The following is a 14,007-nucleotide window of genomic DNA, read 5'->3' on the forward strand; positions in this document are numbered from 1 at the left end:
ATGCCACTATTAAAATTAACGGATGTTCCAGAGCATATTCTGGACAAGCCGGCCGGCATAAAGACCGGCACAACATGGCAATCTGAGTACAATGTCGCCGCGTGGATACGCTTTGATCAATCTCACAGTGATCTTTGCAAGTTGTATCTGGTGTGGGTCGATGAGTTAGGGGAGCATCGACACTGTGTCGATCAATGCACCACCTCATCGGTATCGTCATTGTTATCAGGTATTGCTAAATTAAAGTTGGTTGGCCAATTACGCTCTATGAGCGTTGCATTAGCCACCGCTCAATCAACGTATCATGTCGATGAGCTCTACGTACAACCGGTAAAAAAAGAAACCAAAAAACCGCCAGCAAAGCGCTTTTTTAATTAACCATTAATCGGCTAACTTTGCCCATACAGGCCCTTCAACAACCTCTGTAAGTACAGGGGCCTGTTCCGATTCTACCTGCTCTAAGTGCGACGACAGTTCTTGCTCTGCTAAGTTAACCAAGCTTTGTGGTGCAGCATCAAAATCCAGTCCGGTTGCGCGCTTTAATCTTTCTAAAGCCAGTTCTGGGCGTTTTTGTGATAGGCGAATGACATTATCCTTTACTGCTTGAGTCATCATCGGCTCCGATAAGATTATTTAAACAGTAATAAAGCGATAACTATGCCAATTAAGCACAGCCTATTTATAGCGTTAAACGGGGAAGTTGGTCACAGGCAAAATGCCAATTACGACTGTAAGTGACCTAAAGCGTCACCTAGTCATTGAGGAAGGCTAGCAGAAGCAATTAGCTCGCGATGGGCGTATCTAGCTGGAGTTTATTCGCTAAAATCACCGCTTGCGTGCGATTTACTACCCCAAGTTTGCGAAATATGGCCGTAACATGGGCTTTTACCGTGGCTTCGGAAATATCAAGATCGAACGCAATCTGTTTATTCAGCCGGCCTTCTTGCAAATGCTTGAGCACCACCATTTGCTGATCAGTGAGTTCATGAACTTTGGCGGCTATATTGGCAACTTCCGAATCGGGATCATCACGCCCTGCTGGCCAAAATTCTTCGCCGTGAAGCACGGCTTGTACGCCTTCGACAATGACACTCGACATCGCCGATTTAGATATAAAGCCCGAAGCCCCACATGCCTTGGCTTTTGCTACGGTTGCGCCGTCGTCATTGCCAGAGATAACAACCACGGCAACCGCAGGATACAGCTTACGTATTTCAACCAAGCCCCAAAAGCCATCGTGGCCGGGCAAATGTAAATCGAGCATAATCAAATCTATGTTCGACGTACGCTGTAACTGGCCAAAGGCATCTTCTAAGGAGGCTGAATATAAGATCGGGCTTTCTTGTGAGAGCTGTAAAACGCTGGCTGCTTGGTTCAGAGATAAGCTTAACGCATCTCTAAAAAGCGGATGGTCATCGACAATTAGCAGTTTATGCATACACAGATACTCTTAGTTGACGACTACTCTTCTAAAGCATTAGAAGGGCAGCACAGCCGTCTTGGCAACAAAAGGCGACTTTATAATTTTGTATTTATTATGCGCCAATTGTTACTTGTTTTTCGCCGCTTGTCACTGCCTTAATTTTTACAGTGTTTTAGCCAATGTATCGAGCCCATGTTGAAAGCCATTCACTAAATCATCTGCATCTTCAATACCAATTGAACAGCGAATCATTTGCTCACTGATGCCAGCCGCAGCACGATTTTGTGGACCCATTTCATAAAAAATAGTGCTGGCCATAGGCAAAGCTAAGGTTCGGTTGTCACCTAGGTGCGTCGCATTGATCACGATATCGATACTGTCGAGCAAGGTTGCGCAATCGTAACCTGGTTTTAGATCGAAACTTAAAATAGCACCAAAGCGCTTAAACCATTTCTCAGCTTTTTGGTGCTGCGGATGCGAGCTTAAACCTGGGTAATAAACCTGAGCAACTTTTTCATGTGCATTCAACATCGTTGCTAAAGCGAAGGCATTTGAGCAGGCGCGGTCCATTCTTAGTGCCATAGTTTCAGCACCTACCGATATTTGGAACGCGGCATCGGAGCTAAGCGTTCCGCCCATATCACGTAGCGCTTTTTTCTTTATTTGTGTCAGCGCCCATTTTTTTGCATCACCTTTTCGGTAACTATCAAAAATATTCGGGTACTGTGACCAATCGTATAAGCCGGTATCGGTTATCGCGCCGCCTAATACCGTACCGTGACCGCAAAAGTACTTAGACAAGCTGTTCATAATTAAACTGGCTTTTACCGACTTTGGGTTAAACAAATAAGGGGACGTTAGGGTGTTATCCACTAAATACACTAGCTTATTTTGTTCACACCAATCGCCAATTGCCGCTAGGTCGACCACCTGTGTCCCTGGGTTTGCAATGGTTTCAACAAACACAATGCGAGTATTTTCTTGTTGAACCGCTCTCACGTTAGCTACGCTTGTGGCATCGACCAAACTGACTTCAATGCCAAAGTTTTCTAATGTGGTTAACAAACTATGGCTATTGCCAAACAAGAATCGGCTAGCAATGAGGTGATCACCGCTTTTCAGTAAAGAAAAGAAAACCGCACTGAGTGCCGCCATTCCCGTAGCAAACACCAACGAACCCAAACCGCCTTCGGCTTGCGTAAGCATTGATTGTAGAGAATCGGTGGTGGGCGTCGATTGCCGAGCATAAGCATGTCCGGTTTTATTGCCTTGAAACACGTCTTCTAAATCTTTAGTGGTGGCATAACCATAGGGCACCGAGTTATACACGGGCGCATGAATGGGTCCATCGGCATAGCCTTGCTGGCGATCGTGGTGAATTATTTTACTGGTGAAACCTTGCCATTTACTCATGAATGGTTACCACATTAAATCATCAGGAACGACGAAGTCTTTATAAGGATCGTCGTCATCTACTTGAGAAGAATCGTTGGCGGCGATAAAGACAATTGACGCTTCACTGCGCTCGGCAATTTTATCGGCCATATTTTTTGGAATCACAAAATACTTTTCTTCAACACTAGCAATGGCTAAACGAGCCATGGCTAAGTCTTTCTGGATTTGCTCTGTGACATAAAGTGATTTTACTTTATTGTCGGTTTGATCAACAAAACTGTATTTTACATCGCCGTCATCTAAGTTTAACTTTGCATGCATGACCATTTGTTTCACTTGCGCCATGACTTCACGCTTTTTAAGCGCCTCTTGACGTTCTAAATTTAGCTGACGGTCTTTTTCGAGTTTTTCTTTGCGGGCTTTTTCAACTGCCGCTTTAGATTCATCGACGGTTTCTATTTTATGCTTTCGCGCAAGCTTCTCTTGCTTGCGTTTTTCAGCTTTGTCTTTCTGTATTTGTTTCTTATTGGCGAGGCCTAAGCCTGCCAATTGATCTGCCAACGACTTTGACATATTTCAAATTACCCTAGTTAAGCAATTGTTCTAATAAGTTTTGATAACGATCTTTTTGCTGCTCAATCGTCATGCGATTGGCCACAAAAATAGCACTCATTTCATCGAGGGCTTTATAAAAATCGTCGTTTATTATTAAGTAATCAAACTCAGCATAATGCGACATTTCGGAAACGGCATCTTTCATGCGCCGCGCGATCACTTCTGCACTGTCTTGCTGACGTTTTTCTAAGCGTTCTTGTAAAGCATCTTTTGAAGGCGGCAGAATAAAGATACTTTTTGCATCGGGCATGAGCCGACGAATTTGTTGACCACCTTGCCAATCAATTTCCAATATTACATCGTGCCCCGCATCGAGCTGTTGCTGAACATAGGTTTGCGATGTGCCATAGTAGTTATCAAACACCTTCGCATGCTCTAGAAATTCGGCTTGTTCGATACGTGCCGTAAAATCTTCTACAGTCGTAAAGTGATAATGTTCACCATCTTCTTCACCAGGGCGCATGGGCCGAGTGGTGTGAGAAATAGACAAATAAACAAAGGGCAACCGCGCAATTAATGCGTTCACCAAGCTGCTTTTACCCGCACCGCTAGGCGCGGCAACAATATATAAGGTACCAGGAATAATTTTGGGCATAAGAGCGCCTATTTAACGAGTTTTAAAGTGCACAATCATAGCAGATTCGGCGATGGTCGTCCTGTTTGCAGGGCATTTAACAGGGCTGGGCGATCGGTCATAATGCCATCGGCACCTATACCTATCAGAAACCGCATGTCTTCTTCTTGGTTGATTGTCCAGTAATGCACTAATATCCCCGCATTATGAGCCGCCTGTATGAAACGCCGCGTCGCCAGGTTTACGTTACCGCTGCTCATAGGCACCGCAAATGCATCGACAGAATATGGGAACAGTTTTTCTAGCCGCAAAAGATGTAAGGCGTAAAAAAACTTTATTTCAGATTCGCCCGCGTACGTTTGCGCCTGAGGGTGAGACGCACGTAATTTTTGCAAGGTATCTAAATAGAACGAAGCCACCAGCGTATTATGCCAACGGTTATACTTATCTAGTGCGGTCGCTAATGCATTACGCAGTTCATCGGTATTATCTTTGAGTTCAATGGTGAACCGGTGATGTGGATAACGATCAAACATTTCATTTAATGTCGATATTTGCAACCCAGCCCCGCGGTACGGAAACTCTTGGCCAACGGGTACCCGTACTTTTTCAATATCATCGTTAGGGTGATACGGCCACCAGTAAGCCGCATCGAGTGCCTTAAGCTCGGCTAATGTGTGGTCTCTTACAGCGCCTTTGCCATTAGTGGTTCTGTCTATGGTAGTATCGTGCAATACAATTAGATGGCCATCTTTGGTTAGATGAACATCAACCTCAAGCACATCGGCTTGGCTGTTTAATGCTTCATCGTATGCTTTAAAGGTAGCGTCTGGATACTCTAAATTACCACCTTGGTGGGCAATATTATCTACCTGCCCTTTTGCAAATTCAGGTAGGTTTGTGGTGGGAGAAACCCATAAGTAACCGCCATAAAATGCCGCTATTATTACCAATGCGCGAACCAACATTGCGGTAAACTTCATTTTTTCTCCAATCAACATCATTATGAATGGGCAAATTATAGGCAGCTAACGCTCCCCGACTCAACCGTTAAATGCAAGCTCGGCATTGATTTGCGTTACAAATATGCAACACTTCTGAGCACACAATTATTCTCTACAGCAATGCCCACTTATGCTGAGGTTACTGGCCTATGTCGATCGAAATACAAGATATTATTACCTTTGTTGGCGCACATGAACCGTTTGATGACCTCCCCGAGGAAGACCTGGCCAAACTGTGCGCTCACATAGAAGTCAGTTACTTCCAAGCCCAAAGCCAAATTCTGGCCTATGGCGCATCTATTGATGCTCTATTTATGATTCGTTCAGGTTCGGTGGAAGTGTTTCGGCGCACGGGTGAGCTTTACAACTGGCTAGAGCCTGGTCAGGTGTTCGGCCAAATGGGTATTTTAATGAATGGCCATGTTCGATACCCAGTACAGGCACGTGAAGACACGTTAATTTACCGTATACCCACGGCTTATTTTTTGGAAATGTGCGACAAGCACGGAGAGTTTGGCGACTTTTTTGAAGTCAACGAGCACTCTACACTGCAACAACAAGTGCAAAGCCTTGCCGATGAGAATGATATGACTACGGCCAGCGTGCGTGACTTAATTATGCGACCTCCGGTGCACTTAACCGCCGATGCTACCGTTCATGAATGCGCACGCCTGATGAACGACCAAAAAGTATCGTCGGTGGTCGTGTACGATTACATCGATAATTCTGAAGACGATGATGACAGCAAAGACCAGTTGCTTCCCGCCGGCATTGTCACGGATCGCGACTTACGCAAACGTGTTCTCGCTAAAGCTTTGCCCTATACCACGCCATTGCGTGAAATAATGTCAACCGATCTCATCACCATCGCCCACGATGCTTATGTGTATGAAGCCATGTTAATAATGCTGCGCCACAACGTGCACCACTTGCCCTTAATTAAGCAGCATAAAATCACCGGTGTTGTAGCGCTTTCAGATGTGGTTCGGCACGAATCGCAAAACAGCTTATTGTTAGTGCGTGGAATTTTAAGTCGTGAAACCTTGGAAGAGTTGGCCGAGCTTTCACCGCAAGTGAGCGCGGTCATGGTGCGTATGCATAAAGAAGGCGCAAACTCGCAAATGATAGGCACGGCGATGTCGGTAATTGGTCGAGCATTTAAACAAAGGCTCTTACAATTAGCCGAGCAAAAACTAGGTCCGCCTCCAGTGCCCTATTGTTTTTTGGCTCTTGGGTCTATGGCGCGCGAAGAACAACTGATTGTAACCGATCAAGACAACGCAATAATTTTGTCGCCCGATTATGATGCCAACCTACACGATGATTACTTTAACGAACTCGCCCATTTTGTATGCGATGGCTTAGCCGCCTGCGGTTATTCCTATTGCGACGGAGGCATCATGGCCACGAATCCTAACTGGCGCATGACTTTACAAGACTGGAAAAAACAGTTTTCCAGTTGGATAGAAAACCCGGATCCAAAAGCCCTACTCAACGCTTCGATTTTTTTTGATTTAAGTGGCGTTGAAGGACGCACCGCCTGGGCTGATCAACTCACTCGATTTATCAGCCAAAAAGCCAAAAACAATAAAGCTTTTCTGGCGGCCTTGGCGCGCAATGCTTTAAACAGAACACCGCCGCTGGGGTTTTTTAAAGACTTTGTTTTGGAGATAGATGGTCGCCAACGCTACAGCATGAACTTAAAGCGTCGAGGTACCGCACCGATGGTCGATGTCATTCGCGTGCATGCCCTTGCCGTTGGCTCGCTTTCACAAAATTCATTTGATCGCTTAGAAGACATTGCTAATTCCTCGCTATTACCAGAAGGCAAAACCGAAGAGCTTTCCGATGCGCTAGAGTATTTATCTAAAATTCGTATTCGCCAACAGGTAGTCGCACTAGAAGCCGAAGAAGAACCCGATAACACAGTAGAACCCGAAACACTCACTGGCAAAGAACGTCGCGGTTTAAAAGAAGCTTTTCAAGTTTTGAGCAGCGCACAAAAATTCTTAAAATTCCGCTATACCGCTTCAAGTAAGGGTTTATAAATGGCGTTGCTGAATTACCAAGAAGTGCCTGAACATTGGGATGCTTTTTTCGCCGAGCAGCGCAATACAGACCTGCCTGAAGCCATGAAATTATTTTACCTTCAAGCTCTTCCTGAAGCCCAGCAAACCTTACAAGAAACAAATTTTGTTGCGCTCGATATTGAAACCACTGGCTTAAACGCCCAAACCGATGACATTGTCAGCATTGGTATTGTGCCATTTGATGTACACCGAATTTATTTAAGCAAAGCCAAGCATTGGATAGTAAGACCCCGTAAACTCACAACCGAATCGGTGCTTGTGCATGGCATTACCCATACCGATGTCGCCGAAGCACCCTCGTTTAAATCGGTTTTGCCAGAAATTTTAACGCACTTACAGGGTAAGCAAGTTGTGGTGCACTATCGCTATATGGAAAGAGAATTTTTTCGTATTGCCGTGCAAAAACTATTTAAACAGAATTTATTGTTTCCGGTCATAGATACGTTAGAACTCGAAGCCCAATTTTTGAGAAACTCGCGAAGTATTTTTGATAAGTTACGAAATAAAACCATGCCCTCTTTACGTTTATTAAACGTTAGAGAACGCTACAATTTACCCGCCTATGAAAACCACAATGCCCTGGTAGATGCCTTAGCCACAGCCGAATTACTGCAAGCACAATTAGCAAAGCAACAATTACATAATAAACTGGTACGTAATGTTTGGTTATAAAAAAAGCGCCCAAGGACTGGGCGCTAAGTTTTGTCTGCTTACTAGCCGATGGGTTACTTATTAATTTCCGTACGCATGCCCATTAATAAAGAGACACACATAATTAACAGCACAAACATAAACGGCAATCCGGTAGAAATAGCGCCCGCTTGCAATGCTTCGATGGCTTGAGTACCACCTATCCACAGAAGCGCCGCTGCAATGGCACCCTCGATAGACGCCCAAAAAATACGCTGAGGAACGGGTGCGTCAATTTTGCCACCGGCGGTTATGCTGTCGATAACCAATGAACCGGAGTCTGACGAGGTAATAAAGAACACCAATACCAAGACAATTGCCACGAATGACAAGAGTGAGCCTAGGGCTAATTCATCAAACATTTGGAACATCGCCAATGGGACAGATGTTAAACCATCAACACCCAATGCACCGATGCCGTTTTGAATTTGATCAATGGCGATACCACCGTAAACCGACATCCAAACGATGGTCACAGCCGTTGGAATCAACAATACAGCGGTGACAAATTCTCGCACGGTTCGGCCTTTAGATACACGGGCAATAAACATACCCACGAACGGCGACCAAGACATCCACCACGCCCAATAGAATACTGTCCAGCCTTGCAACCAAGCTTCATCTGGGCGGCCATGTGGGTTAGAAAGAGGAATGATGTTCTTAACATAGGCTCCGATGGTTTGCGGAATGGTGCCCATAGAAACCGCAAACGCCACCGCTGCGACAAACAGCAATAACAACAGGGCAATCACCATGTTGATGTTAGACAACAATTTCACGCCACCTTCTAAACCACGAATAACAGACACTATGGCCAGCAAAGTCACGCCTACGATGACCATAATTTGCAGCCCTGCTCCGCCTGTAATGCCAAAGACATGGCTCATGCCAGCCGCCGCTTGTTGCGCACCTAAACCCAACGACGTTGCCAAGCCAAATAAAGTGGCTAACACCGCGATAATATCAATAATGTGTCCTGGCCAACCCCAGGTTCTGTCACCCAGAATCGGATAAAAGACCGAACGAATAGACAAAGGCAAACCTTTGTTATAAGTAAAAAAGGCGAGCGATAACGCCACCACGCCATAGATAGCCCAAGGGTGTAAGCCCCAGTGATACATGGTAGCGCCTAAGGCTAAATCGGCCGCTTCTTGCGTAAAAGGCTCTACCCCTAAAGGTGTTTCATACCAACCTGTAAAATAGGCCGCCGGTTCCGCGACACCCCAGAACATTAAACCAATACCCATGCCGGCCGCGAATAACATCGCGATCCACGATAACGTAGAATGCTCGGCCTTGGCATCACGCCCACCTAAACGAATTTTGCCCCAAGGCGACACGGCCAAACCAATGCAAAAAACAACAAAGATATTGCCCGACCACATAAACCAAGTATCAAACTTAGCAATAATATCCCACTTCAAACCATCTAACGTGGCCTTTGCCGTTTCAGCATCGCTCACTAAAACCGCCAATAAAAATAACAGGATCAATCCTGCACTGATGCCAAAAACAGGATTGTGAATATCAAAACCCCATTTCTGAACGTTATCTTGCCCAACCGAATAATCGGTATTTTCAATACTGTACTTGTCCTTAGACGTACTCATTACTTCCTCCAGCTGTTTAAGGTACCGTAACCATAGGCGTGTGAGGTATAGAGTGCAAGGGAGGTTGGAGGTTTGCTGTTGCCATAAGCATAAAAAAACCCGACCTAAGTCGGGTTTTTACTAATCGCTTTTACGGTTGTAAAACTGATTCTTGATTATGGGTAAAACACTTGGTCAAAGGCGCCATCCCAGTTTAAGCCGTTCGGGAAAACGGAGTCTAAGTAAACAGGTGCCATCAGTTCTGTTGAACGCCAATCCATCGGATTTGTTCCTTGGTTTTGCTCTTGATTCGCAAACCCATCTTCTACTACCGCGTTGATCAATTCGACACAGTTGTCACCGTCGGCTGCGCATTCTGACCCAGTGAAGTAACTGCTTCCGAGTTCTAATTCAGCCGCGATCATATCTAATGAAGGGTCAAATGGGTTTAACCAAGTACCGCCAGTTGCGGCCGTGGTGCGACCACCTTCTAACGTTGCAGCGGTAAAGGTTTTTGCAATGTAATCCCAATCGGAATCGCTGTCGAAGTAGTAAGTATCTTCTTTGGTCGTTAAGTAGTTACCTAGGTGATTGGTATTGGTTAGTTCCAGAGGCAATACTAAGTCTGTCATTTGAGCTACAGCCGCGCCATCACCTAACTGGTTTGCTACGGTGTAAACACTTAAGTCAGGTAAGGCTTCAATGCCATTCACCGGCACGTACTGCGCTGTCATGGCCAACAAACCTTGCGCTTCAAATACCTTGCCAGAGAGTGGTGCCGTTAAATCTTTAGTGACTTTAATGCGGTAACCTTCGGCCCATTCATTTGCGTCATCAAACTTCATGTACATGTCGGCCACTTTACTCGATTCGCTGAAATCAAAATCCAGACGCATTTGCACAGGATCGTCGCTTTCAGGTACTTCATCATGGAACTGAGTATTAATGATCAGCTTACCGCTGACATCGCTTAAGAAACTATCCCAGGCTAAATAGAAGCCAGCTTCATCAGAAGATGTGGGGGGTAGCTCTTGATCATAGCCGTAGTATATTCGGATCGTGGTTTGGCTATCGCTGTCATCGCTCACGCTATAATGCGTTGGTTCGTCGGCCTCAAAGCCTTCAGTCCCTTTTACGTTATCGGTCGCAACAATAGCGCCATCATGTGGAAGACCGTCTGTTAGGGTAATTAAGGTATCGGCAACACAGGTCCAGGTTGAAACAGCAGATACCATAAACCGAGTCATGTTATAGCCGTTAGCAAACATATCGTCGTCGCTTACGCTGTTAAAACTACAGGGTTCGCCTGTACCGCTTCGAGTACTGACACCCCCATTGTTAAAGGTATTTCCAGCTTCGCCAGCGCTAACGGAAATTGTTTCTAGTGTACGGCTCATTGAATCCATACGTTCCGCATTCGTTTTTGCGGTTTCGCTTGAAGCTTTCAAGCTACTGGGTATATCTAAATCAAATTCTGGCGCAGCGCTTAAACCTGGTTGCTCACAACCCGCCAAAGAGATTGCGAGAATTGTGCTAAAAAGTACTGTTTTCGTGGTTGCTAACGGTTTCATAGTCTCACCTGTTCTGTCATGTTTGGGTTGCTGACAACACGTATTGCCAGAGGTCAGGTAACTAAAGACACCCTAATATTGGTTATTTGAAAAAATAATTTAAAAAAGTTTATGTTCCTTAACAAAGCTAGGCTTAAAGCGCTCTATTTAAGGCGAGATCAAATATTTAAACTTTTTATTCAAATGATTCACCATTCAGAGTCTATTAAGATAAAACTTATAAAGTACGTTATGCTTCATGAACCTAAAAGCGACTTCAAGACCCATGAAATTTGTATTATTGACACTCTTTAGCCTGTGCTTAACATCACCTATTGCTAGGGCGACGACTCAGATTTCACCCAATGACCCGACGCAATATATTCGGTATTGGAATGATCAAATTGTAGATCCTGCCAACCATGAAGAGGTGTTATGGGCGCACCAAATATTCGACCGCCTGCTAAGAGCATGGGATTACACTCGCGTTGCACCTACTTTAAACATCATTGAAGCAACAAACGGCCCTTGGGCAGCCTCACTTGCCGATGGCAACATTCTGCTCACCCGCAGCGCGATTAGACTGATTCAAGAACAACACCCAACACAAGCCGACCACCTATTGGCCTTTGTAATAGCACATGAATTGGCGCATCAGCGTTCTGATGATTTATGGCACTTAAAATTTTATCGCATGGTGGGCGATCAAAGCCCAGAACAGCAATCTAAAGTGATGGGGAATTTAGCCAACGCCGATATGGCCGACATTGAAAAAGCCGAGGCGCAAGCCGACCAAGATGCCATTGTGTTAATGGCCAGCGTAGGCTTTGACACCCAAGCCGTGATTCAAACCCAACACCAGCAAGACTTTTACACCACATGGGTTGAGCAACTTTGGCAAAACAGTTGCGAACAAGGTGTGAATACCCAATTCAAAATAGCCTGCGCGCAAGCACAATTACGCGCTTTGCGTACTAAGTCGCAAATTGAGGCGATTTCTGCCCAAGCCGTGTTGTATGAAATGGGTGTTCAAGCGATGGTCACCGGAGACTATGAGCAAGCCAGACGATACTTTACAACCTACGGTCGCAGTTATCCGAACCGTGCCGTTTTAACCAGCATAGGGTTAACTTATTTGGCCGAAGCGTTTCGTGTATATCAACTGCATGCCGCCAATAAGGAAACCTTTCCGTATTACTTCCCATTATTCATTGATGCAACACCACAGCTTCGACCAGCGTTGGTGGCCAAACGAGGCATCCAAACGCACCAAGGAGTGAATGCTCTGGCACAGAAGAGCCTTGAATACTTCACGCAAGCAAAAAAATTAGCGCCAGATAACCCAGCCACCTACGTATTAATGATTAGCGCCTACCAAATGATGAATAACACCCCCATGGCCGCAGGCATTCTTCAAGGTGAATACATAGCGCGTTTTGGCAGTGACATTACAAGCGCTTATTTGCAAGGCATTAACTTGCTATTAGATGGGAAAAACAGCCAAGCATTAAACCTGTTGAGCGAAGTTAGAGATAGCCAAAGCAAGCCGCAAGGGTTGTCATTAAGCCAACTCCAGTACGCCGCCTTAATGAACATGACCGGCCATTATTTACGCGAAAGCCAAGCAGACACCGCAAAGCAACTGTGGCTGCAGTATGCTCAACGTGAACAACAAGCACACAGTGATTTATTTCAGATGGCGTTAAACCAATTGCAACCCAATAGAATGGCAAAGCAATCGGTTTCCATACCGTTTGCTGTGCAAGAATATCGCATTGGGGAAAAATGGTTGAAAGACCGACCCGATGCAACCGCCGAGCTATGGTACAACGGCGCGCCATTTCAACTGTTAACACTTGATGGCCGCTCTATCGTTGTTGATGACCAAGCGCGGATTATTAGTGTTTGGGTGACCGATAATGTCCGCGATATGATTGATAAAGTGCAAATGCGCTGGACTATAGATCGCGTGATAACAAACCTTGGTACACCCAGTCGGCGGCTCGATCTCGTTGCCGGCCAGTATTTGGCTTACGACCATTTAGGTTTGGCTGTAAAAATTGAACAAGGAGTTGTGCATGGTTGGTTTTACTATTTACCCAGCTCATAAGACGGTGATGTTACCCACTTATGACTGACGTAACCGCGACTAAAAAAAACGAAAACGCCAAACTCATCGCCCGTGTGCTAGAGGGAGACACGCGAGCTCGGGCGCAATTAAGCCAACTGGTAGACCCAGAAGTGCAAGCACAAACGGATCGGTTTTGTCGTCGTTTTTGCCAGCAAAACAAATTTAACTCGCAATGCACCTTAAAGCCACCAGAAGGCTCAATGAACAAAGAATTGCCCTTATGTGAATGGGCAAATGCCAGCTACGGTTGGATGCTCGCCGATTTAACCAACAATAAACGCCTAGATACCTTTAGCCAAAAAGAAGGCGCTCCTTTTATTCACTACGTACGCGTTATTGTAAATTCAATGCCGTTTTATGAACGCTGGAAAGATTGGCGTTTTGGCCGCCGAGTGCACGTACCTGAATTTATAGAAGCCTTAAACGTTGATGCGAAGAAAATATTTCTTGCGTTACGCACCGGCGATTCGGCATCGTTAATCGCATCCAAATTAGCACTGCCACCAGAACAAGTGACAGCAACCGCCGAGCAAATTTTGCTCACGTTGCTAGAGCACAATAAACTGCATTTATTAGACCCGCCAACGACCCGAGCATTTTCTGAGCTGAACGATGAAGCCGAAGAATTTGACGCCGTTAGCGAGCAGCCCAGCCAAGAGCAATGGTTACAATCAGAGCAGTTAAATAAAGCATTTTCTCAACTCGATGGCGTAGAACAGTTTGTACTAGAAGCCATGGTGATAGATCAAGAAGATGCCGAGAGCGTTTTACAAGCGCTGGCGCAGCTTGATTTGCCGTTAAGCCCCAACATTCCGGCGGCTAGCACCAACAAACAACAGCTGTATTATTTTAAACGTAAAACGCTCGCTAAGTTACACACGCTTTTGCACAGAGACGAGCACAATTAATATGAACTTAATATTCAAAATAAACCCGTTTCTGCGTC

At 45.3% G+C, this 14,007-nt stretch carries 17 protein-coding genes; 8 read left to right on the top strand and 9 right to left on the bottom strand.

Going from position 1 to position 14,007, the window contains the following annotated elements:
• On the top strand, positions 1–378 hold the full coding sequence (locus QWZ13_RS00695; protein ID WP_216000655.1) for a hypothetical protein: 378 nt from the start codon (positions 1–3) through the stop codon (positions 376–378).
• A gap of 3 nt (positions 379–381) precedes the next feature.
• On the opposite strand, the gene QWZ13_RS00700 is transcribed toward QWZ13_RS00695, so the two are convergent.
• Together QWZ13_RS00700 and QWZ13_RS00705 are read right to left on the bottom strand one after the other, a co-directional pair.
• On the bottom strand, positions 382–615 hold the full coding sequence (locus QWZ13_RS00700) for a hypothetical protein (protein WP_290280020.1): 234 nt from the start codon (positions 613–615) through the stop codon (positions 382–384).
• Positions 616–781: 166 nt separating this feature from the next.
• Positions 782–1,438 carry a response regulator transcription factor gene (locus QWZ13_RS00705; protein WP_290280021.1) on the bottom strand — a complete coding sequence of 219 codons (657 nt, stop codon included), beginning with the start codon at positions 1,436–1,438 and terminating at the stop codon, positions 782–784.
• Here QWZ13_RS00705 and QWZ13_RS00710 point away from each other — a divergent pair.
• The gene (locus QWZ13_RS00710) at positions 1,433–1,582 is read left to right on the top strand and encodes a hypothetical protein (protein WP_290280022.1); all 150 of its coding nucleotides are present in this window, start codon (positions 1,433–1,435) and stop codon (positions 1,580–1,582) included. The two genes, QWZ13_RS00705 and QWZ13_RS00710, sit on opposite strands and share 6 nt — an antisense overlap.
• A gap of 3 nt (positions 1,583–1,585) precedes the next feature.
• Here QWZ13_RS00710 and QWZ13_RS00715 read toward each other — a convergent pair whose 3' ends face one another.
• The 5 genes from QWZ13_RS00715 to QWZ13_RS00735 are packed head-to-tail and all read right to left on the bottom strand — an operon-like array spanning position 1,586 to position 5,054.
• On the bottom strand, positions 1,586–2,836 hold the full coding sequence (locus QWZ13_RS00715) for a cystathionine gamma-synthase family protein (protein WP_290280024.1): 1,251 nt from the start codon (positions 2,834–2,836) through the stop codon (positions 1,586–1,588).
• A gap of 6 nt (positions 2,837–2,842) precedes the next feature.
• The gene (locus QWZ13_RS00720) at positions 2,843–3,391 is read right to left on the bottom strand and encodes a DUF2058 domain-containing protein (RefSeq protein WP_290280025.1); all 549 of its coding nucleotides are present in this window, start codon (positions 3,389–3,391) and stop codon (positions 2,843–2,845) included.
• Between the two features lie 13 nt (positions 3,392–3,404).
• Positions 3,405–4,019 carry a guanylate kinase gene (gmk, locus tag QWZ13_RS00725; RefSeq protein ID WP_290283225.1) on the bottom strand — a complete coding sequence of 205 codons (615 nt, stop codon included), beginning with the start codon at positions 4,017–4,019 and terminating at the stop codon, positions 3,405–3,407.
• Between the two features lie 44 nt (positions 4,020–4,063).
• A complete protein-coding gene (locus QWZ13_RS00730; protein ID WP_290283226.1) occupies positions 4,064–4,972 on the bottom strand; it encodes a glycerophosphodiester phosphodiesterase family protein in 909 nt (302 codons plus the stop codon).
• The gene (locus tag QWZ13_RS00735; RefSeq protein ID WP_290280027.1) at positions 4,896–5,054 is read right to left on the bottom strand and encodes a hypothetical protein; all 159 of its coding nucleotides are present in this window, start codon (positions 5,052–5,054) and stop codon (positions 4,896–4,898) included. The genes QWZ13_RS00730 and QWZ13_RS00735 overlap by 77 nt, the downstream gene beginning before the upstream one ends.
• 106 nt (positions 5,055–5,160) lie before the next feature.
• On the opposite strand from QWZ13_RS00735, the gene QWZ13_RS00740 reads away from it, so the two are divergent.
• Both QWZ13_RS00740 and QWZ13_RS00745 read left to right on the top strand, forming a co-directional pair.
• On the top strand, positions 5,161–7,059 hold the full coding sequence (locus QWZ13_RS00740) for a DUF294 nucleotidyltransferase-like domain-containing protein (protein WP_290280029.1): 1,899 nt from the start codon (positions 5,161–5,163) through the stop codon (positions 7,057–7,059).
• Entirely contained in the window at positions 7,060–7,773 is a 714-nt protein-coding gene (locus QWZ13_RS00745) for a 3'-5' exonuclease (RefSeq protein WP_290280030.1), read from the top strand.
• Positions 7,774–7,826: 53 nt separating this feature from the next.
• On the opposite strand, the gene QWZ13_RS00750 is transcribed toward QWZ13_RS00745, so the two are convergent.
• A complete protein-coding gene (locus QWZ13_RS00750) occupies positions 7,827–9,401 on the bottom strand; it encodes a BCCT family transporter (protein WP_290280031.1) in 1,575 nt (524 codons plus the stop codon).
• Here QWZ13_RS00750 and QWZ13_RS00755 point away from each other — a divergent pair.
• Complete coding sequence (locus QWZ13_RS00755; RefSeq protein WP_290280032.1) at positions 9,382–9,525, top strand: hypothetical protein; 144 nt, start codon at positions 9,382–9,384, stop codon at positions 9,523–9,525. The genes QWZ13_RS00750 and QWZ13_RS00755 overlap by 20 nt on opposite strands.
• Positions 9,526–9,556: 31 nt before the next feature.
• Here QWZ13_RS00755 and QWZ13_RS00760 read toward each other — a convergent pair whose 3' ends face one another.
• Positions 9,557–10,951 (bottom strand): hypothetical protein, encoded by a 1,395-nt coding sequence (locus QWZ13_RS00760; RefSeq protein ID WP_290280033.1) that lies wholly within the window; start codon positions 10,949–10,951, stop codon positions 9,557–9,559.
• Positions 10,952–11,062: 111 nt separating this feature from the next.
• Between QWZ13_RS00760 and QWZ13_RS00765 the strand changes: the two genes are divergently transcribed.
• The 3 genes from QWZ13_RS00765 to QWZ13_RS00775 are packed head-to-tail and all read left to right on the top strand — an operon-like array spanning position 11,063 to position 13,969.
• Positions 11,063–11,245, top strand: a complete 183-nt coding sequence (locus tag QWZ13_RS00765) for a hypothetical protein (RefSeq protein ID WP_290280034.1) — start codon at positions 11,063–11,065, stop codon at positions 11,243–11,245.
• A complete protein-coding gene (locus QWZ13_RS00770) occupies positions 11,190–13,040 on the top strand; it encodes a hypothetical protein (RefSeq protein WP_290280035.1) in 1,851 nt (616 codons plus the stop codon). Before QWZ13_RS00765 ends, QWZ13_RS00770 begins: the two co-directional genes overlap by 56 nt.
• Before the next feature lie 20 nt (positions 13,041–13,060).
• Positions 13,061–13,969, top strand: coding sequence for a hypothetical protein (locus tag QWZ13_RS00775; protein WP_290280036.1), 909 nt, complete (start codon positions 13,061–13,063; stop codon positions 13,967–13,969).
• Positions 13,970–14,007 lie beyond the last annotated feature (38 nt).

This window comes from Reinekea marina (assembly GCF_030409715.1).
Classification (GTDB): Bacteria; Pseudomonadota; Gammaproteobacteria; order Pseudomonadales; family Natronospirillaceae; genus Reinekea; species Reinekea marina.